16 protein-coding genes are annotated in these 21,057 nt (G+C 58.2%); 5 read left to right on the top strand and 11 right to left on the bottom strand.

What is annotated here, in order from left to right; translation table 11 throughout:
• Positions 1-128 precede the first annotated feature (128 nt).
• The 3 genes from THTE_RS03055 to THTE_RS03065 all read left to right on the top strand — a co-directional run bounded on the left by THTE_RS03055 (position 129) and on the right by THTE_RS03065 (position 2,512).
• Positions 129-1,331 carry a uroporphyrinogen decarboxylase family protein gene (locus tag THTE_RS03055; RefSeq protein WP_207651764.1) on the top strand — a complete coding sequence of 401 codons (1,203 nt, stop codon included), beginning with the start codon at positions 129-131 and terminating at the stop codon, positions 1,329-1,331.
• Positions 1,332-1,559: 228 nt separating this feature from the next.
• Positions 1,560-1,760: a hypothetical protein gene (locus tag THTE_RS03060; RefSeq protein WP_095414057.1), complete on the top strand. Its 201-nt coding sequence runs from the start codon at positions 1,560-1,562 to the stop codon at positions 1,758-1,760.
• Positions 1,761-1,867: 107 nt separating this feature from the next.
• Positions 1,868-2,512, top strand: coding sequence for a cobalamin B12-binding domain-containing protein (locus tag THTE_RS03065; RefSeq protein WP_095414058.1), 645 nt, complete (start codon positions 1,868-1,870; stop codon positions 2,510-2,512).
• Positions 2,513-2,852: 340 nt separating this feature from the next.
• Here the strand turns inward: THTE_RS03065 and THTE_RS03070 are convergent, their stop codons facing one another.
• The 7 genes from THTE_RS03070 to THTE_RS03105 all read right to left on the bottom strand — a co-directional run bounded on the left by THTE_RS03070 (position 2,853) and on the right by THTE_RS03105 (position 13,426).
• Entirely contained in the window at positions 2,853-3,623 is a 771-nt protein-coding gene (locus tag THTE_RS03070) for an SDR family NAD(P)-dependent oxidoreductase (RefSeq protein ID WP_095414059.1), read from the bottom strand.
• An 89-nt stretch (positions 3,624-3,712) separates the two neighbouring features.
• On the bottom strand, positions 3,713-5,635 hold the full coding sequence (gene speA / locus THTE_RS03075; protein WP_095414060.1) for a biosynthetic arginine decarboxylase: 1,923 nt from the start codon (positions 5,633-5,635) through the stop codon (positions 3,713-3,715).
• Between the two features lie 429 nt (positions 5,636-6,064).
• Positions 6,065-7,174, bottom strand: a complete 1,110-nt coding sequence (locus THTE_RS03085; protein WP_095414062.1) for an ABC transporter ATP-binding protein — start codon at positions 7,172-7,174, stop codon at positions 6,065-6,067.
• Complete coding sequence (locus THTE_RS03090) at positions 7,167-8,258, bottom strand: ABC transporter ATP-binding protein (RefSeq protein ID WP_207651765.1); 1,092 nt, start codon at positions 8,256-8,258, stop codon at positions 7,167-7,169. Before THTE_RS03090 ends, THTE_RS03085 begins: the two co-directional genes overlap by 8 nt.
• 90 nt (positions 8,259-8,348) lie before the next feature.
• A complete protein-coding gene (locus THTE_RS03095; protein WP_095414063.1) occupies positions 8,349-9,620 on the bottom strand; it encodes an ABC transporter permease in 1,272 nt (423 codons plus the stop codon).
• Entirely contained in the window at positions 9,617-11,437 is a 1,821-nt protein-coding gene (locus THTE_RS03100; protein ID WP_095414064.1) for an ABC transporter permease subunit, read from the bottom strand. Before THTE_RS03100 ends, THTE_RS03095 begins: the two co-directional genes overlap by 4 nt.
• An 84-nt stretch (positions 11,438-11,521) precedes the next feature.
• Positions 11,522-13,426, bottom strand: a complete 1,905-nt coding sequence (locus THTE_RS03105) for a peptide-binding protein (RefSeq protein ID WP_095414065.1) — start codon at positions 13,424-13,426, stop codon at positions 11,522-11,524.
• A 359-nt stretch (positions 13,427-13,785) separates the two neighbouring features.
• On the opposite strand from THTE_RS03105, the gene sppA reads away from it, so the two are divergent.
• Positions 13,786-14,856, top strand: a complete 1,071-nt coding sequence (gene sppA, locus THTE_RS03110; protein ID WP_095414066.1) for a signal peptide peptidase SppA — start codon at positions 13,786-13,788, stop codon at positions 14,854-14,856.
• Positions 14,857-14,943: 87 nt separating this feature from the next.
• Here the strand turns inward: sppA and THTE_RS03115 are convergent, their stop codons facing one another.
• The 4 genes from THTE_RS03115 to THTE_RS03130 are packed head-to-tail and all read right to left on the bottom strand — an operon-like array spanning position 14,944 to position 18,972.
• Positions 14,944-16,035 carry a sulfate/molybdate ABC transporter ATP-binding protein gene (locus THTE_RS03115; protein ID WP_095414067.1) on the bottom strand — a complete coding sequence of 364 codons (1,092 nt, stop codon included), beginning with the start codon at positions 16,033-16,035 and terminating at the stop codon, positions 14,944-14,946.
• Positions 16,020-17,000: a sulfate ABC transporter permease subunit CysW gene (gene cysW, locus THTE_RS03120; RefSeq protein ID WP_095414068.1), complete on the bottom strand. Its 981-nt coding sequence runs from the start codon at positions 16,998-17,000 to the stop codon at positions 16,020-16,022. The genes THTE_RS03115 and cysW overlap by 16 nt, the downstream gene beginning before the upstream one ends.
• Positions 16,997-17,833: a sulfate ABC transporter permease subunit CysT gene (gene cysT / locus THTE_RS03125; RefSeq protein ID WP_095414069.1), complete on the bottom strand. Its 837-nt coding sequence runs from the start codon at positions 17,831-17,833 to the stop codon at positions 16,997-16,999. The genes cysW and cysT overlap by 4 nt, the downstream gene beginning before the upstream one ends.
• A 20-nt stretch (positions 17,834-17,853) precedes the next feature.
• A complete protein-coding gene (locus THTE_RS03130) occupies positions 17,854-18,972 on the bottom strand; it encodes a sulfate ABC transporter substrate-binding protein (RefSeq protein WP_095414070.1) in 1,119 nt (372 codons plus the stop codon).
• 397 nt (positions 18,973-19,369) lie between these two features.
• On the opposite strand from THTE_RS03130, the gene THTE_RS03135 reads away from it, so the two are divergent.
• Complete coding sequence (locus tag THTE_RS03135; RefSeq protein ID WP_207651766.1) at positions 19,370-20,929, top strand: sigma-54 interaction domain-containing protein; 1,560 nt, start codon at positions 19,370-19,372, stop codon at positions 20,927-20,929.
• The last annotated feature ends 128 nt before the right edge of the window (positions 20,930-21,057 follow it).

Below are 21,057 nucleotides of genomic sequence, written 5' to 3' on the forward strand. Positions count from 1 at the left end.
GCCACTTTCGGCAGGAATCGTCCTCGGAGGGGTTTGAAGGGCGTTCTTGCCATCGAGCAAGTGGAGGCAATCTGCGCCGACATAGGGGGAGCGCGTCCGCGCGGAATCTCTGGTTTCGGGAGGGAAGAATGGCCGAACTGGATCCCATGGAGCAGCGGTATCAGGAACGGCTCCGTCGCTATGTGACGGCCATGCGCAAGGGCAAGCCGGACCGCATTCCGATCCGGCCGTTCGTGGCGGAGTTCACGGCGGTCTATGCGGGCTACACGATCCAGGAAGTGACCCACGATTATCAGAAGGCCTTCGACGCCGTGATTCGGTGTGCGGCGGACTTCGATTGGGACGCCGTGGTGCCCAATATGGTCTACGTTTGGACGGGGCTCGTCCAGGCGATCAACCTGCGGTATTATGCCGTCCCTGGCGTCGATCTTCCTGCGGATGTTCCCTTTCAGTATTTGGAACCGCCTGAAGAAAACGCCTGGATGCGTCCCGACGAGTATGACGCGCTCATAGAAGATCCGACGGGCTACCTTTACAACGTGTGGTTGCCGCGGGTATCTCGGGACGTGGTTGCGCCCGGCCAGCCTAACACATTTCGCAACAACATGTCATTCGTGCTGGGTGCCATGGCGATGCTTGATTACTTCAACGCGCTGGGGCGACAGGTGGAACGATTGCGGCGGGAAACAGGTACGGTCTCGGCCATCTCGGGGATCCTCAAGGCACCTTTCGATATCCTTGCCGACAAGCTGCGTGGGTATAAGGGATTGTGTCTGGACCTCTATCGCCAGCCGGACAAAGTGCTCAAGGCCTGCGAAGCCCTTGCCCCGCACCTTCTCCACGTGGCCAAATCCGGTGCCGATCCACAGAAAAATGTTCCCATCGGCCTGTGGATGCATCGTGGATGCGTGCCATTTCTTTCGCCACAGCAATTTGAACGCTTTTACTGGCCAACGTTAAAGTGGATTATCGAATCCCTCTGGGCGGAAGGTTACCAGGTGCTGTTCTATGCCGAAGGGGAATGGAATCCCAATTTGAAATATATCGCACAACTCCCCGATTTAAGCATTGTCTATCATGTTGATCGGGGAGATATTTTTGAGGTGTATAAGGCAGTGGGGCACAAATTTTGTATCAGCGGCGGTATTCCGAATGACTTACTGGCTTTTGGCACTCCGCAGGATGTGCGCGAGTATTGCAAGAAGGTCATTGATGGCGTAGCGCGTGATGGTGGCTATATCATGGATGCCAGCGCTATCATGCAGAATGATGCCAAGATAGAAAACGTTCGGGCCATGACAGAGTTCACCCGCGAATACGGGGTATATTGAGTATCGAGTCTATTTCGGCGGAACGCATTCAGTAAAAAGCGGGCCGATTGCTGCATCGACAATAATAGCCGATGGATGAAAAGAAATTCATCTAACTGATATAGTTGCGGGACTTGTATCATCGCACGAGGTTATGGTCTGCTAAATTACATTAAACGAGGAACACTTTGCCGAGTCGCGGAGAATCACGAATAACGGTCGGTGGAGTGCTCATGAGGGAGATCTGCCATGGTAGACGAAACGCGCGAGAAGGATGTGTCCACGCAACCGGGTTGTGGGGTTCGCCCGCCTGGAACGTGCATTCCGTGGGATGAGAAACGCCGCGAATTGGGCGAGATAAAGGGCGATGAGGAATTAGTCAAGAGAATCTGGGAGAATATCGACGCGCTTGGCTACACGTATATCTGGCAGGTGTTGCTGTCATTTTAATCCATGCCGAAAAAGAGTTTTGGAAAGCTCTGGTGGAAAAGCCGTGATAACGGGGGAATTGGGTGAGGGGAGATGGCCCGCCCCCGCGTTCTCAGGGGATCGAGATAATGAGCGAAAAAACGCTTGCCGAGGCGATCGCGTGGTGTGATGAGGCGACGGCAATGCGGCTTATTCGGGAGCAGCTTGCCGCGGGTGTACCGGCTCAGGAGATCCTCGCGCAGTGTAACGAGGGGATGCTGGAACTGGGAAATCGCTTTGCCCGGGAGGAATGCTTTCTTCCGGACCTCATGTTCGGCGGTCTGATCATGAAGAACATCATGGCCGAGCTTGGCCCCCATCTCACCCGGGACGTGAAAGGGGGGGCCGCCGGACTGCGGGCGAAGGCGGTGATGGGCACCGTTCAGCACGACGTTCACGATATTGGAAAAGACATTGTGGTCATGATGTTGCGCGGGGCGGGATTTGAGGTCATCGATCTGGGCGTGGACGTGCCGCCCGAGCGATTTGTCCAGGCCATCCGAGAGCACCGGCCCTCCGTGGTGGGAATGAGTCTTCTTCTCACCACGTGTTATCCGTCGGTGACCGCCACGGTCAATGCAATTCGCGAGGCCGGGCTGCGGGATCAGGTGGCCATCATGGTGGGCGGGGCCGCAGCGAGTGAGCTTCTCGCCAAAAATGCCGGCTGCGATTTCTACGGCAAGACGGCGGTCGATGGGCTCAAGTTCGCCTGTCAGGTGGCGGGGATCAAATAGCGGCGCGGGGGCAAAATTCAACCGCCGGGCTGAATAACCGCCCGAACGTAAGCGGGTGATGCATTTCCACTTAACCTCTGGGAACGCGGCCGTCCATGGGCCTCCGCCTGGGAGCAAGATTCAGCCCGGAGGGAGCTCCTTGTCAGGCCAACATTCCGACGACGGCGTAGCCAGTTTCACCCACGGGGCCGCAACTCTCGTCAAACGGTAGGAACAATTCACAAATTGCCCCTACCGAACGTTGGGCCGTGGCATCTCATGGGAAACTAAAAATTGGGCCGCATCAGGTCGCGGGATGGTTTACGAAGGTGGGCCGCTGCGTGGCGATTCAAAGACTGCATCAAAAGATTCGCGCCAGGCAACCACCATCCACCACGATAACCTGCCCGGTGATGTACCGGCCGGCTTCGCTTGCCAAAAGCAGGGTGGGCCAGGCGACTTCCTCGGGCTGTCCCCACCGACCCAGGGCCGTGCGGGAAACGATTTGCTCCTGCTGTTCCTTGCTGAGCAGGGTCATCGGCATTTCCGTGGCGATGGGACCGGGCGCAATACAGTTGACCGTGATGTTGAACGGTCCCAGGTCGAGGGCGCTCGCTTTGGCCATTCCCACCAGCGCCGCCTTGGTCGCCGAATAGGCATTGCGCTTCGCGGTGCTGGCAAGCGCCATCATGGAGGACATGTGGATGATCCTTCCCCAGCGACGTTCCTTCATTTTGGGAACCAGCGCCCGGGTTAGACGCATGGCATTGGTCAGATTGAGCTCCACGAGGTAGTCCCAGTCTTTATCCTGAATTTCGTCGATGGCCTGGGGAATATTCCAGCCCGCGTTATTGATCAGGATGTCGATATGCCCCATGCGGGCGAGGGCCTCGGCCGCGAGGCGATCGGTGTCCTCGCGTCGGGCAACATCGGCAGCCAGCCATTCCACTCGCTGCCCGGTGCTCTGCGAAAGCTCCTCGGCCGTCTTGCGGATGGCCTCTTCCGTGCGGCTGCAGATGAAGAGGTCGGCACCCGCCTGGGCGAAAACCTGGGCGATGGCCCGACCGATGCCGCGACTCGCTCCCGTGATCAAGGCAGTACGCCCCGCAAGGCTAAAGATGGTATCCTTCATGGCGATTTCCCTCATGAAGCCAGCACGTTGTGTTTTTCCCCGTGTGACAAAGCCCATTGCAAGCCCGGCCGACGATGCCGCGGGCTGGGTTATTCGGCTGGATTTTCCAGATACGTGTACCCTTCCAGTCCGGACTCATAGAAACGCAGCAATCTTCCGGCCTGGCGATCGTCGATGCGGCCTCGCCGAATCGCTTCTTCGAGGCTGTTTCTCAGCCGAACCACAAGGGTGTTGGGATCGAATTCCACGTAGGAGAGCACTTCGCGAACAGTATCGCCGTTGATCACCGTCTCCACCACGACGTCGCCGTCTTCATCGAGTCCGACGTGGACGGCATTGGTATCACCGAACAGATTGTGGAGATCGCCGAGAATCTCCTGATACGCCCCCACGAGGAAGACACCGATGTAATACGGCTCGCCACGGAACTCGTGGAGTGGCAGCGATCGCTTGACATCATGCCGATCAATGAAACGGTCGATTTTGCCGTCGGAGTCGCAGGTGATGTCTGCCAGGATGCCGCGGCGCGTCGGTTGTTCTGTCAGACGGTGAATGGGCATGATGGGAAAGAGCTGTTTGATGGCCCAGCTATCCGGCAGGGATTGAAAGAGTGAAAAATTGCAGAAGTACGTTTCGCTGAGCAGGGATTCCAGCACTTCCAGTTCCTCGGGAACGTAGTCCAAATGCTGCATCAGCCGGTAAATCTTGCGGCAGATGGCCCAGTAAATGTTCTCAGCGAAGGCCCGTTCTTCAAGCGACATGTAGCCATTATTGAAGAGATTGATCGTGTTCTCCAGAGCTTCCTGCGCGTCGTGGAAGCTTTCCAGCAAATTGCGGACATTGAGGGCTTCGTACGTTTGCAGGAGGTCGTGCAGACACTGCTCCGCATCCTCGGGGATTTTCTCGGGAATTCCATTTTCACCGCGATCGGCAACCCCCAGCACATTGAAAACCAGAACACTGTTGTAGGCGACGACGGCCCGACCGCTTTCGGAGAAAATCGTGGGATGCGGTACACCCGCGTCATCGCACACGTGCTGGATGTGGTAGACCACGTCGTTCGCGTATTCTTCCAGGGTGTAATTGACGCTGGACTCAAAGGTGGTCTGGGAGCCGTCGTAATCCACACCCAGTCCGCCGCCCACATCCAGATACTGCAAGCCGGCGCCCTGCTTGTAGAGATCGGCGTAAACTCGGGCACCTTCGGTAAGGGCGGCCTTGATGTGGCGGATGTTCGTGATCTGGCTTCCCAGATGAAAGTGAAGGAGCTTGAAGCAGTCGGCCATCTCGTGCTCTTTCAGCTCCCGCAAGGCCCGCAGGATTTCGCTCACCGTCAGGCCGAATTTGGAACGATGGCCCCCCGAAGATTGCCATCGACCGGAACCCATCGCCGCCAGTTTGACACGGACACCGATATTCGGGCGAACGCCCACCTCCCGCGCATAACGCAGGATCAACTCTAGGTCAGTGTATTTTTCCACGACCAGGAAGATGTTGCGGCCCATCTTTTGGGCCAGCATGGCCGTTTCGATGAACCGGGCGTCCTTGAATCCATTGCAGACGATGGGGGTGTCGTTATCGGCGAGGGCGATGACCGCCAGCAATTCGGGTTTACTGCCAGCTTCCAACCCGAACTTGTAGGGGGCTCCGTAACGGAGAATCTCTTCCACCACCTGCCGCTGCTGATTCACCTTAATGGGGTAAACGAGGTGGTATCCGCCGGTGTAGTTGTGGTCGCGGATCGCATCGCTGAAAGCGTTCTTGATCTCTCCCAGACGGTGCTTGAGAATGCCCCCGAACCGGAGCAGAACCGGAGTCTGGATGCCGCGAACGACCAAGCGATCGACGAGGTGTTTGAGGTCGATGGAGCGCTTGGGGTCTTTTTCCGGGTGCACGCAGACATGCCCAGCGGCGTTGACGGAGAAATACCCCTTACCCCAGCTCCGGACCTCATAGAGCTCCTCGGCATCGGCCACCGTCCACCGGCGTGCTTGGGCATCGAGTTGCAGCATGGGCGTGGTCCCCCTCTCCCTGGTCCAAGGGTCTGGAATGACTTTGTCGAAATGGCCGTTTGGATTGGTGAAATGATTCTCGAACCTCTCCCTCATCGTTCAAGAAAAAACACCCGCGGTTGACCGGTTATCAGTTCGGGGTTCCAAGGGAAAGCTGCGTCCAGCAGCCAACCCGGAGGTGTCGAGTCTGCCGCCTCGTTGGGACCGACTTTCTCCCTGGCCGAACCACCACAACTCCGCGACGACGCAGGATTTCCTTCAATAACCGTATCGTATTCAATTACCGCCCAGTGAAAAGGGGGTAAAAAAGAGCCTGACCGCGAAAACGGCGTGCAGGCCCCAGGGCGTACCGAACGGGAGACGCGGCGAAAAAGCACAAGGCCGAAATCGGGGCCAATCAAGCCTTTCCGGAGCCTTCCCGGTTGCTTTTCAGCGCGTCGCCGCGGGGCCACTGACCGTGGTTTCAGGGGCGTCCATTTCCTCGACAAATTCGCCACGACCCGCCAGGTCCTTCTCCACGGCATGACATCGAACGTAGTGGCCGCCGAGATTCAGAATCCGCGGAGGTTCCGTGCGACAGATATCCATCCGGCGAGGACACCGTGGATGAAAGCGACAACCCGCCGGAGGATTGTCGGGACTCGGCGGATCGCCTTCCAGAATGATCCGCTGTCGGCCGCTCTTCGGATCCATCGTCGGAATCGCTGACAGGAGCGCCTGCGTGTAGGGATGGAGAGGTTCGGCATACAGTCGTCGGCTGTCGGCAAGCTCCACGATCTCGCCCAGGTACATCACCGCCACGCGGTCGGAAAGGTATTCCACCACGGACAAATCGTGGGAAATAAAGAGATACGTGAGGTGACGTTTTTCTCGCAATTCGACCAGCAAATTGATGATTTGCGACTGGATGGACACATCCAGGGCGGAGAGCGGCTCGTCAAGGACGACGAAGTCCGGTCGAAGGACAAGCGCCCGGGCGATGCTCACTCGCTGGCGTTGTCCCCCGGACAGTTCGTGCGGATAGCGTGTCATCATGTCGGGATCGAGTCCGACTTCGCGGAGGATGGCGGCCACCAGTTCCCGGCGTCTTCGCTGCTGTTCCGCCTGCGACAGCCGCTGGGGAACCGCGGACGGATCGTCCTTTTTCTTCTCCTGAAGTAAGTCGGGATGGACGATGAGCCCTTCCTCGACGATGCTGCCGATGGTCATTCGTGGATTGAGGGAGCTGAATGGATCCTGAAACACGATTTGCATGAACCGCCGGAGGTTGCGAAGTTCGGGACCGCGGCAGGTCACAATATTCCGTCCAGCAAAAAAAATGTCCCCGCTGGTCGGTTCGATGAGGCGGAGGATCGTTCGGCCGAGGGTTGTCTTACCGCAACCCGATTCGCCCACCAGGCCGAGCGTCTCGCCCTTGCGGATGGCAAACGAGACGTCGTCCACTGCCCGGGTGTAGCGCGTGATACGGGAAAGCAGCCCTTCCCGCTTGGGAAAGTACTTCTTGAGGTGACGAACGTGAAGGAGGATCTGGTCAGCCATTGTTTCGATTGGTCGGAACGTCGTCGAACGAAAGTTCCCCAGCAAAGTGACACCGCACCCAGTGGCCGGGGGCCAGGACGCGGAGTTCTGGTTCCTGCTGCCGGCAAATCTCCTGACAGTAATCGCAGCGGGGATGAAACTTGCAACCGGGCGGGAAATCCTTGGGATTGGGGACATTCCCCTTGATGGTGGCCAGCTTTTTCCCTTTATCTTCTCCCAGGCGGGGACGCGATCGGAGAAGGCCCACCGTGTATGGGTGGAGCGGCTGCGTGAACAGGGTTTCCACGGGAGCCCGCTCCACAATTTTGGAGGCGTACATGACCGCCACCTCGTGTGCCAGCTCCGCGACCACCCCCAGATCGTGGGTGATGATGAGGATGGCCATTCGTTGCTTCTGCTGAATTTCTCGAAGAAGCTCCAAAATCTGAGCCTGAATGGTGACGTCCAGGGCCGTGGTGGGTTCGTCGGCGATGAGCAGTTTTGGCCGGCACGCCAGGGCCATGGCGATCATCACGCGCTGCCGCATCCCCCCAGAAAACTGGTGCGGGTAGTCCCGCCAGCGTTTTTCCGCGTCGGGAATCCCCACCTGCTTGAGTGAGTCAATCATCAATTGTTTGGCACGTTCCGCGGAGATTCGGCCGCCGCGGTTTCCCTCTTCGCGGTGGTGGAGTCGGATCGCCTCCAGGATCTGGGAGCCCACCGTGAAAACCGGGTTGAGGGAAGTCATCGGCTCCTGAAAGATCATGGCAATTTTGCCGCCCCGCACTTTCCGCATCTCTGGCTCACTGAGTTGGGTGAGGACGCGGACGCCGTCTTCATCGTGGTAGGTGATCTTGCCGCCGACGATTTGGCCGGGCGGCGCCACCAGCCGCATGATCGACAGGGCGGTCACCGACTTGCCGCACCCCGATTCACCGACCAGCCCCAGCGTTCGTCCCGGATATATCTCCAGCGAGACGTCATCCACGGCGCGGAGAGTGGCTTCCTCGGTGAAGAAGTATGTGCGGAGGTTCTCCACCCGGAGCAGGGGATCCAGCCGTGTCGTTTGACTCTGCATGTTTTCGGATTGGGCAGAAACGGGCATGAATCGTATCTCGTGCAGTCTGTCGCGTTTATTTCTCGGCACTTATCGGCAAACTCGTGCGGTGGGCCATTTCCTATTCCGCCGCAGACGCTAAATGCGCAGTCGGGGATCCATGGCGTCGCGAAGTCCGTTACCCACCAGGTTGAAGGCCGTCACGGTAATAAACATCGCCAGCGAGGGGAAGACCACCAGCCACCAGTAGTGATAGTTCTCACTTCCCTGGCGGAGAAGCAAGCCCCAGCTTGGGGCAGGGAGGCGGACGCCAAAACCCAGCAGACTTAACCCCGCCTCGGTGATGATGGCGCCTGCAATCCCGAAGGGGGCGGCGACCATCGCCGGGGAAAGCGAATTCGGCAACACGTGCCAGAACAGCACGCGGAGGTTCGTCGCGCCAGTCGCTCGGGCGGCCGCAACATAGTCAAGATTTCGCTGTTTCAGGACCTCGCCCCGAATCAGCCGGGCGACGGTCGGCCAACCGGTCAATCCGATCACCACCATGATGATGTAAATGCTCTGGCCCAACAGACCCACGAGAGTCAGGATCAAAAAGAATGCCGGAAACAGCATGATCACCTCGATGATACGCGAGATGAGGATGTCCACGAACCCACCATAATAGCCCGCAATAGCCCCCAACACGATCCCAATGACCATGTAAATGCCCACCGCCACGAAACCAACTGTGAGGGAAATCCGCAGACCGTAGATCATCCTCACGAGGACATCCCGGCCCACGTCGTCTGTGCCCAAAATGTGAGGAAAGCCATCGTTGCTCTTTCGCCAGAACAGGACTTGCTCCCCGGTGTTGGGATTTGTTGTGAACCGCGGCTTGCGGTAAAACGGGGGTTTGACGGGGGAGTCCATATCCTGCTCGGTCGGCCCGAAAGGAATCAGGGGATACACAGCCCGAGCTGTCCCCTGACGGGCAAACTCCTCTTCCGGGAATGTTCGGGCACGGTAGCGATTGTCGGGGCGGACGCCGGGAATCATGAAAATGCCGCCAAGTCCCAGAATGGCCAGGGCGTAGACCGCGGCGTACTTTCCCACAGGAAGCAGCTTCTCCGGATAACGGCGACGGTAGCGAAGAGCGTGGATGACCACGCCAATCAGCCAGGGGAAAAAGGCCACCATCGCCAGGTTGAACCAGTAGTCCACCGTTTCCTCGGGATTGAAGAGTGCGCGGAACCACGGCCAGGCCGTCCCGCGCTCGTCGTGGTAGTAAAACGGAATATTGCAGGCCAGGACGGGGGCGAAAATGGCAATCAGAAAGAGCACCGCCAGAACCCACAAAGACCCTACCGAAAACGGGTTCTTGCGGAACTGTTTCCACACAATTTGCCAGTAGGACTGACCGGAGGTCATTTCTCCTCACCCTGAGCGGAAAAGGTAATCCGCGGATCCACCAGCACGTAGAGAATGTCCGTCAAAAGGATGCTCAATAGAACGATAATGGCGTCGATATAGATGAGCGCCATCAGCGTGGGATAGTCTTTCTGTTCTATGGATTCCCAGCTCAGACGACCCATTCCGTGTATTCCAAAGATGTACTCGACAAGAACGCTCCCGCCCAAAAGCGCGGGCAAAAAGCTGGAAAACAACGTGAGAATGGGAATGAGCGCGTTCCGCAAAGCGTGCTTGAAGATCACGGTAAATTCGGAAAGCCCTTTGGCCCGAGCAGTACGGATATAGTCCTGCGAGATGACCTCCAGCATGCTCGTCCGAGCATACATCGCCAGCCCCGCCAGACTGAAAAGCGACAGACACATAACAGGCAGGAAAGCATGCCAGAGGTAGTCCAGAAGGTATCGTGGCCAGGAAAAGTTTTCCGCACCTTGGGAGTGCAACCCAATCATGGGAAACCATTTGAGATAATCCCCGTAGCAAAAAAAGAGCAACAGTAACATGGCGGCAACAAAGGACGGGATGGAATAAAGAAGAAAAAGCGTCAGACTGATCGCGCGATCCGTCAGGGTGTTGCGTTTGACAGCGGCAATGATCCCGGCGGGGATGGCGATCAGGTAGGTGACCAGCTCGGCCATCAGTATGAGCGGCGCCGAGACGATCACCGCATTCCAGATCTTGGTGGCCACGGGTTCCCGGGTTTTGGTGGCCGACCGACCGAACTGGAACGTGACCAGACGCCACACCATGTGGGCATACTGAGTATCTGTGAACACGTAGGCCACTCGAAGGAGAAAAGGCGGCTCGTAGCGCTGCCGGTAAAGCTCATAATGGGCGATCCAGTTTTCCGCCACTTCCTCCACGAGGGACTCGGGAGCATCGGCGGGCACATCCAGCCGAAGCGGCTCGCGGACCAGCCGTCGCAGGGCCAGGCTGGCCACGAATTTTTCCCGAAGTGTCGAATCACCCAGAAGTTTTTCCGCGAAGAAACGAACTGTTTGCGGATCGAGGTAATCGAGCTCTTCAAGGAGCTGAGTTTGGGACATCTGGCAAAGGGCGTGGAAACGAGATTCCAGTTCGGCACGTTCCGTGCTGCTGAGAGGCCGGGTGGTGGATTCTGTTCGCTTCCACCACAGCCGCCAGGCGCCGACCACGTACGGTGTTTCCTCCTCTCTTGGCCGGGCGGAATAGGTAAAGACGAACGGTTCCACCACCATGGAATTCAAGGCATGGATGAGTCCGATTTTGACCTGCCGATCCACATCTGGGGACTCGAGCAGCCGGACGGCAAATGGGACGCCGTGATGGCCCAGGTCCTCGCAGAATACCTGCACGTAGGCCGCCACGGCCTGGGCGAGGCGGGCATGTTCCGCGGGATCTTCCAGGCGAGCGCGAAACCGAGGAATCCCGAGCGAACGGAGAAACGCGAGACGCTCGTGGCCGTTCGGCAGCCGCGTCGGATCATGGGCCAGGACGGCCAGTTCGGCAGCGATCTGGGATTGGCTGGCTACCCGATAGTATCCGGCCCAGTACACCGCCTGCGAATAATCGCGAAAATACCGGAAGTTAAGCAGGAGAGGCCGATCGAGCTTGAGATCCCGCTTTTGAATAAGATACGCCTCGCGGGTTTGAGTGGTCTGGCCGGCCAGCCCGGTGGCCCCAAGCTGCATCAAAAGGGGATCTCCCGGCGCAAGTTGCATGATGCAGAATGACACCACCGTGATCCCGAACAAGGTGGGGATCATCAGCAGAAGGCGGCGGACAATATAACTCCACACGGGTCGCTGAACTCTCCTCAGCAGGTCAAGCCGGATGTGACGAATGTATGCCGACGTCTGTTGCCGTTCCCCGCACCCCAGGCATCACGGTCCCACGGCACGCGGCCGGGACGCATACCATTCGCGGCTGTCGTAGCAGGGACGAATCTTGTAAAACTTGATGTTTTGCAGCCGGGTATCGTACCCTCCCGTCGCCCGATCTGTGAACAGGAAAGTGTAGGGTTGATCTTCGTAAATCCGTCGGTGGATTTGCTTGTATAGCTCGTGCTGTTTTTGCTCGTCCATGGTCACACGCAGTTCCTCGATGAGCTTGTCCACCTCCGGGTTGCGGTAGGCCACGTGATTGGAACTGTCGGGAACCTCCGCCTGGCTGGAATGCCACAGTTGGAAGGGATCCTGCTTCCAGGAGAGCGCCCAGCCCAGCATGGCTGCTTCATACTCCCGTTTGCGGAGTTTTTGCAGCATCAGATTCCACTTGGTGGGCGCGATCTGGACGTCGATGCCGATTTTCCGACACTCCTCTTTGATAATCTCGGCGATCTGTCGGTAGCTGGGAGCGTCGGTGTAGATCATGAGTTCGAAGCGGGCAGGAACCTTGACGCCATCAATCACTTTATCCAGCACGCCGTCATTGTCCGTGTCCTGCCAGCCTGCCTTGGTAAGTAGCTCTTTGGCCTTGGTTGGATCGTAAGGAATGGGCGGAAGCGAGCTATCGTAAGAGCTGCTGCCAGGGAGGAAAGGTCCTGTGGTCCGTTCCGCCAGTCCGCGGAAGACCTTCTCGATGATTGTGTCCACGGGAATGACGTAGGCCAGAGCCCAGCGGAATTCCTTGTCCCGGAAGACCGGTTTCGTCAGGTTGTAGCCGATGTACCGGTAGCCCGGATATGCAAAGTCCACCAGGTTCACTTTCTTCGCCAAAACGTTGGGATGTTGCTTAGCCTGGAGAAACTGGTCTTTGTCGGGGATTCCAGCGAAATCAAGTTGATTTTGCAGGAGCATTTGGGTGTTGGTGTTGGGGTTGGAGATACACCGGTAGACAACACCGCTGAAGTAGTAAGGATTCCCCCAGTAATCGGGATTCCGTACCAACACAAGCCGCTGCTGGGAAACCCATTCTTTGAAAATCATTGGGCCGGTACCGCACATCATCTTGTTGGCCCAGTGGTTGTTAAAGCCGTCGGCGAACTCTTTGGACGAGAAATCAAAAGAGATCGGTTCCCCAGTGGCGTTCACCGAAAAAACGTGCCGCGGAATGATCGGCACGCCGCCCAGCGTGAATTCTTTGGCCAAAAAATAGGGCTTCTTCCACCGGACCTTCACGGTGTACTTGTCCACCGCCCGATATTCGATCATCGACCGCTGGCTTTCGTCTGTGGCGGTGGGATCTTCGTAATAACTGCGAATATGGGCGGCCTCGACATTGGGATTGAGGACGCAATCGAACGTGAACGTGACGTCGCGGGAGGTCAGTTCAGCCTCGGGAAGTGGTTTACCATTCGGCAACTTCATGGGGTGCCACTTCACCCCTTTGCGGAGGTGAATGGTAAATTCGAGATTTTTCTCGTCGAACTCCCATTTCTCTGCGAGCACCGGCTCCCACTCGTCGGGATTGTCAAACCGCGGTTCCGCCAGAGTTTCGTACACCCGCGATTGGAACGCCTCGGAGACAGTATCCGATGCCGTGATCGGGTTGAGGGTATCTGGGTCGTCTGGGTAACTGAGTAAAAGCACATCGTTTTCGGCGGGGGGAACACCAGCTCGGGTAAGACGTGGTTTGGCAGGGCTGGTCCCGCCCGCCGATTCAGCCGCGCTTTGCGATATTCCCTTGCTCTCTTGGGCGGAGCTTCCGGAGTCGGTCCGGCTGCATCCCACCAGAGTGAGGCCGATGCACAAAGCGGCCAGCGTAAAGCGAATTCTCCAATTCTGCCACACACACCTTGCGGTTAGCGGATGCAAAGTGATCGCGGCATGATTTTGATGCTCGGCCATGGAAAGCACCTCAGACGGGATGATTTAACTCCATTGCGTAGTGTACGGTGTACGCAGAGCGGAACCGCGAAAATCTCCAGAAAACAGCCCTTTCGGGTTCCCGTTCCTTCCATTGTTCCCTGGAGTCTCGCGCTTCGCCGCCCTGTTGGCTTGACTCCACGGTGTCTTTGCCGCATGTTAGGAAAGAAGTGTTGCGCCGTCAATAACGACTGTTCAAGACCGGGAAAAATAATAAAGATGCGCAAAACGCGGGGAGGTGCTGGTTTTAGCCTGCATGTTCTTCATCCAGGGCGTCATTTTTGATCAGGTGAAAGTGGTTCCATCGAGCAAACCCGTTGCAGGATTGAGGTGAATTTATCATGACTACCGACAATTCTCCGCCGGTCGTGGCTGCGGTGGTTCCCCCGCAACCTCCGATCGTCGTTCGTCGCTGGAGTGTGGGGGCCATTATCGTTATTGTCCTGTTGCTGCTGGGGCTCATTTTTTCCGCCTTTCTGAACATGATGCTGCTGGGGATGGTCGGGCTTCGTCTGTTCGAGACGCCGAAAGTGCGGGAGGAATATTTCTCACATTCCAAAACAGCCCGGGACAAAGTGGTCATTATGTCGCTGGAGGGCCTCATCCTGGACGGCCGGGGGTTCATGAAGGACCAGATCGACCAGGTCATTGAGGACGAGTCGGTCAAGGCGGTGGTGCTGCGGATTAATTCGCCGGGGGGAACCGTCAGTGGCGCCGATTACATTTACCACCATCTCAAGAAGATGAAAGAAAAGCGGAACATTCCGCTGGTGGTGAGTATGGGGGCCATCGCGGCCAGTGGGGGCTATTATGTGGCCATGGCCGTGGGGGATACACCCCGCTCGATCTACGCCGAACCGACAACCTGGACCGGTTCCATCGGTGTGGTCATCCCGCATTACAACGCCGCGGAGCTCGCCGAAAAAATCGGCATCCAGGAGGATTCGGTGGCCAGCCATCGGTTGAAGACGATGGGGAGTATTCTCCGGCCGATGACCGAGGAAGAGCGGAAAATCTTCCAGGGGCTTGTTGACGAGAGCTTTGAAAGGTTTAAAGAGATTGTCAAATCCGGCCGACCTGTCTTTCGCAAACAAGCGGCCCTACTGGATAAGTTGGCCACCGGCCAGGTGTTCACAGCCCAGCAGGCCAAGGCCGATGGCTTGATCGACGAGATCGGGTTCCTTGAAGATGCGGTTGACCGCGCGATCGAACTGGCCGGGCTCGATCCGGAGAATGTCCGGGTGGTCCAGTACAAAAAGGAACCGACCATGGCGGACATCCTCTTCGGGGACACGGTGCGTTTCCCAATCCGACCAGCCGGCGCGGATTGGTCGTGGCTGCTGGAATTGAGCGTTCCCCGAGCCTATTATCTCTTCTGGCAGGGACCCGCGCTTCTCCGCAGCGGATCGTGAAGACGCGGCTTGTCGCGGCAAGCTGACCGCATGCCGGGCCCGGGATGATGGACCGCCGTCAATTGCCTGCGTCACAGATGCCCACGCTCACTGACCAACGGCGGCACGAAGCGGTTCGGCAGGGGGGTACTGGTGGCCATCTTCGGTGAAGCACCGCAGTTGCCTGGCCGACACGTAAACAGTATCCCCTTCCGCAAGTGCAAGTTGCGACAGGTGATGGGGATCAATTTCGGCGAGGAAAAGTTCCCCCGATTGGGCCATCAGCCACAATTTCACCAGTCCTCCCGCCGTGTGAATTCGCTGAACCACGGCCGGGAAAGCGTGCTTATGAGGAATCGTGCTGAGGGCGAATTCGTGCGGTCGTACGAAGACCACCACCTCTTCTCCGGCCGACAGGGCCTCGGAGGTGCCAAATTCCACGCGGGAACCACGGCGAATCCCGCGAAACCTGTTCACGGTGCCGATGAATTCGGTGACAAACGCTGATTGCGGCTGATGATAAACTTCTTCCGGCGTGCCCACCTGCTCGATTCGGCCAGCGTTGAGGACGACCACACGGTCCGCGAGCTCCAGAGCCTCGTCCTGATCGTGGGTGACGAACACGCTTGTCAGACCGATCTCGTCATGCAATCCACGCAGCCAGGTGCGGAGTTGCCGACGAACCTTGGCATCCAGGGCTCCGAACGGTTCATCCAGGAGAAGTACCTGCGGGCGGATGGCCAGTGCCCGGGCCAGGGCCACCCGCTGACGCTGCCCACCCGACAGTTGATGCGGATACCGCTCGGCGAATGGCTCCAGTTGTACCAGCCGCAAAAGCTCCCGCACTCGCGCATCGATGTCACCGGGAGAAAGCCGCAGCCGCCGCCGCTGAACGCGAAGTCCAAAAGCGATATTCTCGTAGACCGTCATGTGCCGAAACAGTGCGTAATGCTGGAATACAAACCCCACTCCCCGCTGGGACGCCGGCCGATAGGTGACGTCTTTACCATCGAACAGCAGACGGCCGGAGCCAGGGTCGGGTGCTTCCAGGCCGGCTATGATTCGCAGAAGTGTCGTCTTTCCCGAACCGGAAGGTCCCAGCAGTGCCACGAGTTCTCCCGCATGAATGGTCAGATTCACGCGATCGAGAGCGCGAAATTTGCCGAAGGTTTTGGAGATTTCGATCACTTCGATGCGCATGGGAAAGACGCCTCCTCAAAAAGACAATCTTGCCCGCGGTTGAGCTTCCGATTGATGCGGTGTTGCCAGACGGTCTTCACGACCAGGGTCACCAGCCCTACTCCGGTGAGCAGCGAAGCAACGGCAAACGCGGCAGAGAACTGGTACTCGTTGTAAAGGAGTTCCACATACAGCGGCAGAGTCACAGTGAAACCGCGGATGTGTCCCGAAACGACCGAAACCGCACCGAATTCCCCGAGAGATCGTGCGGTGCACAGAATCACTCCGTAGAGGAGCGCCCAGCGAATCTTAGGCAGCGTGACGTGATAAAAGATCTGCCAGCCGTTGGCGCCAAGCAGTCGAGCGGCTTCTTCCTCCTCGCTCCCTTCGGTTTCCATCAGGGTCTTCACTTCCCTGACCACAAGCGGCAGGGTGACGAAGGCGGTTGCCAGAACAATACCCGGGAATGCGAAAATGACCCGAACACCCCAGCGTTCCAGAATCGCTCCCAACCACCCATGCTGCCCATAGACCAGAATGAGCAGCAACCCCACCACGACCGGCGAGATGGAAAGAGGCAAATCAATAAGGCTGATCAGCGCGTTGCGGCCGAAAAAGCGGTATTTGCTCAGGCACCACGCCGCGGACAGTCCAAACGCGGTATTGATGGCAACGCAGAGTGCGGTGACTGACAGGCTGAGCCGCACCGCCGCCAGGGCTTCCGGATTGCTGATTGCCGCACAGTAAACATGCCATCCCTGACGGAACGCCTCTGCAAAAACGACGACCAGAGGGAGCACAAGAAATACTCCAAGGATCAGCAGCGTGGTCAGAATGAGACCGAGACGCAAAAGAATCCCAACGGGCGAACTCCGTGTAAGTCCAGCATAGGGGTGCGATGGCTCGGCGCTGGCCGCCGTGAAACCATTGGTCGGCGAGGTGGATCGCGATGGAGCGAGGGAAAGACACCTCAATGACTGTTTCATGCGACGCTCCCTTCCTGCCAGCGCAACTGCCAGTTGTGGAGAGCGTTTATGGTCACGAGAATGCCCAGGGATGCCAGCAGCATGATCGCTGCAATGACGGCCGCCCCGTGATAGTCGTACTGCTCAAGCTTGATGACGATGAGGAGTGGTGCAATCTCTGTGCGATGGGGAAGGTTGCCTGCGATGAAGATGATGGAGCCATACTCACCCACCGCCCGGGCAAACGCCAGAGACATGCCCGTGAGCAGCGCCGGTCGCAGAGAAGGAAAAGTCACCCGCCAGAATGTCACAATCGGTCCGGCGCCCAGGCTTGCCGCGGCCTCTTCCCAGTCCGAAGGAAGATCGGCAATGGCAGGTTGAAGGGTTCTCACCACGAATGGCAACCCAATATAGATCATGGCGATTAGAATTCCCCAGCGCGTGTAGGCCAGGGAAAAGCCCCACTGCTCCGTGATCGCTCCCAGCCATGAGCCGGGAGCGAAAAGGGTTGTCAGGGCGATTCCAGAAACGGCTGTGGGCAGGGCAAAGGGTAAATCAACGAGTGCATCGAGGAAGCCTCGGCCGGGGAATGTATATCGTACAAGAACCCACGCGACGACAAACCCGAGCACCGCGTCCACCATCGCGGCGGCCAGGGCAGAGCCAAGGCTCAGACGGATGGCCGACCAAACCCGCGGTTCCCACAGGGTGCTCCAGCCGGTTCCGCTGGTCAGAAACGTCGTGAAGGCCGCCAGGGGCAGGATGACCATCGCGCCGAGGTAGCTCACGGTGATCCCCAGCGTGAGGCCAAAGCCCGGCAACGTCGGATGTCTCTCCCGTACTCTAAAAGGCACCAAAAATCTCCTCCACCAAATCAGTGCGAAACCGAGGTTTGCGCTTCCATAATGCGGTCGAATGTACCACCGTCGTCGAAGTGTTCCTTTTGGGCCTTTGCCCAGCCCCCAAACACGTCGTCCACGGTGAACATCTCCACGGGGCGAAAGACGTCTGCAAATTCTTGGGCTACCGTGGGATCCACCGGCCGATAGTAGTGACGCCCAATGATCCGCTGGGCCTCGGGCGTGTAGAGGAATTGCAAATAGGCCTCCGCCACGGCACGCGTTCCCCTCCTGTCCACAACGCCATCGACAACGGCCACGGGGGGCTCGGCAAGAATGGTCACGGAAGGCACCACCAGTTCGACGTTTTCCCCACCCACTTCCCGGGTGGCCAGGAGGGCCTCGTTTTCCCAGGCGATGAGCACGTCGCCAATTCCCCGCTGAATGAAGGTGTTGGTGGCCCCGCGTGCCCCCGTGTCCATCACCTTCACCCGCGAGAAAATCGCCCGCACAAACTCAAACGCCTTTTCCTGGGCCTTTTGGACCTCGGGAGACGAGGCGTTTTTCACTTTGGAGAGATCCCCTAACTCGCGTTTGAGGGCATATCCCCAGGCTGCCAGATAATTCCATCGTGCCCCGCCGGAAGTCTTTGGATTGGGAGTCACCACGTCGACGTCGGGCCTGGTGAGGTCCTCCCAATCCTGGATGTTTTTGGGATTACCTTTTCGGACAAGGAAAACAATGGTGGAGACGTACGGGCAACTGCGATGGGGCAAACGCTCCTGCCAATTCGCGGCGATGAGGCCCGTTCGGGCAGCGATGACGTCGATATCGTATGCGAGGGCCAGGGTCACCACGTCAGCCTGGAGGCCGTCGATCACCGCTCGTGCCTGCTTTCCGGAACCACCGTGGGACTGACGGATCTCGACCTGCTGACCAGTTTTGGCCAGCCAATATTGGGCAAATGAAGCGTTGATCTCTCTGTAAAGCTCTCGAGTAGGGTCGTAAGAGACGTTAAGCAGCACGAGGCGGGAGTCTGACCTGCCGCACCCGCTCACCGTTGCTGCGGCGCAAAGGGCCACCAGCGCGAAGGCCGCCAGGCATGCTCTCCAGTGGATAGGAAAACGCAGCTTTGCATTTGTCGTGGTGGGCATGAGTGGTGAAACTCCACGTTGGACGGCGTTGTCATTTGAGATTGGCCAATCGCCACGCGCGGTGAACCGACAGCCGACGGCGATTCCGCACATGCGCGGGCCGTAGGCCAAAGGTGAAGGCGTCACGCACGATCCATGCCAGTGGCGAATAGCGCGTCGCAAGTGACGCCTTAGTAAGGAGATATGACTTTACTATATCTTTGGCCGGGTTTTCAGGGTCAATCAATCCGTGAAATATAACGGGGTGGACTGGATTCGAAGGCGCAGAACCGTTACATTTAACGGAAAATCTCTGCCATTGTTCTTCGACGAAGAATCAACGCGAAATATCCTCGCCGCTTGTTCAAAACCGTTAAATATCACGGAAATCTCGCGCAGGGGTTGGCAAATACTGCTTATGATGGATGAGAACACGCTCCTTGTTGAAGTCTGGCGGGAAGCCTGCCGCCATATCGAGATCGCCGAATCGGTGGCGGGAATCGCGACAGTCCTCAAAAACCGCATCCCGTTTCAGGTCATGGTGGTCCGCCGGTTGAAACCGTCCGACTCGGTTCTTGAGACCGTCGCCGTCGCGCCGACCGTTCCCCCGTGGTTGGGGCAGAGAGTAACCCCCCTTTCGCGTGCTGCACTCTCCCGTCTTATGCAGTGGTGTTTAGGGCGGGACGTGTTGAAAATGCCGCCCAATCGGCCAGATCTTTGCGGCGTGGATTTGGAAAGCTTGCTTGGGAACGCTCCCGCGGCTGTCCTGGTCGGCGGCTTGGTCTCGGACGGGAAGGCGACGGGGATTGCGTTGCTGGTGGAAAGAGAAGATGGGCCACCGTTTACGACCTCTCACGTTCAACTCTTTCACGAGGTTCTGGAGCCGTTGGCCGTCAGCCTGGAGAACGATGCCCGAGTCCGCGAGTTGGCCGTCCTTCGCGAAGCCGCCGAAGCCGAGCGGCAGTCCCTTCTGGCGCGTCTGGGTCGAAAGTCGCTGGGCGACACCATTGTGGGAGCAGACGGTGGCCTCAAGCACGTCATGGAACGCGTGGAATTGGTGGCTCGATCGGATGTGCCGGTGCTTTTGCTGGGAGAAACGGGTACCGGAAAGGAGCTTATCGCGCGGACGATCCATCTTCGCTCTCCTCGGGCGAAGGCGCCCTTTCTTCGCGTAAATTGCGGCGCGATCCCTCCCGAACTGGTGGACTCCCAGCTCTTCGGTCACGAAAAGGGAAGTTTCACGGGGGCGGTGGAAACGCATCAGGGGTGGTTTGAGAGGGCGGATGGAGGCACGCTTTTTTTGGACGAAATTGGAGAACTTCCCCTGGACGCCCAGGTGCGTCTTCTGCAGGTTCTTCAGGACGGAACGTTTGAGCGCGTTGGTGGCCGACATCCCATCACCGTGGACGTGCGGATCATCGCCGCCACGCATCGGAACCTGCAGGAGATGGTGCGGGCGGGTCGGTTTCGCGAAGATCTGTGGTACCGTCTGGCGGTTTTTCCGATCTTTCTCCCGCCGCTCCGCGACCGGCCCGAGGATATCCCGGCGCTTGCCCGGCATTTTGCCGAACGGGCGGCGGTGCGGTTCAATTTGCCGCTCCAACTGCCCACTGAGGAAGACATTCGTCTTCTTATGAGCTACGACTGGCCGGGAAACATTCGGGAGCTGGCGGCGGTCATTGATCGCGCGGCCATTTTGGGCGACGGCCGGGGCCTGCAGGTAGCCAAAGCCCTGGGAATCGGCACCTCGCCCGGTGCCACGGATCACCAGAAGGAGAATTTCCAGGACGAGGCCTTTCCCACACTGGAGGAAGTCAATCGTCGCCACATTGAAGAAGCCCTTCGGCGGTGCGCCGGGAGAATCGAGGGGCCCAAAGGGGCGGCGGCTTTACTGGGGATCAATCCCCACACGTTGCGCTCCAGAATGCGCAAACTGGGCATTCGATGGCAAGTCTACCGCAGGAAGTCTGGGGCGTGACTCCACAACCACGGGCTGCGGGCAGATCGATGCAAATGCAAGCATGAAGCAGGTGGGCTGAAACAAACTCCGAGATTGACGAGATTGCGTTGTGAATGCCTCGGGAAAGTCGCACGCGTTGCATGAGT

Origin of the sequence: Thermogutta terrifontis, assembly GCF_002277955.1 — a bacterium.
GTDB lineage: Bacteria > Planctomycetota > Planctomycetia > Pirellulales > Thermoguttaceae > Thermogutta > Thermogutta terrifontis.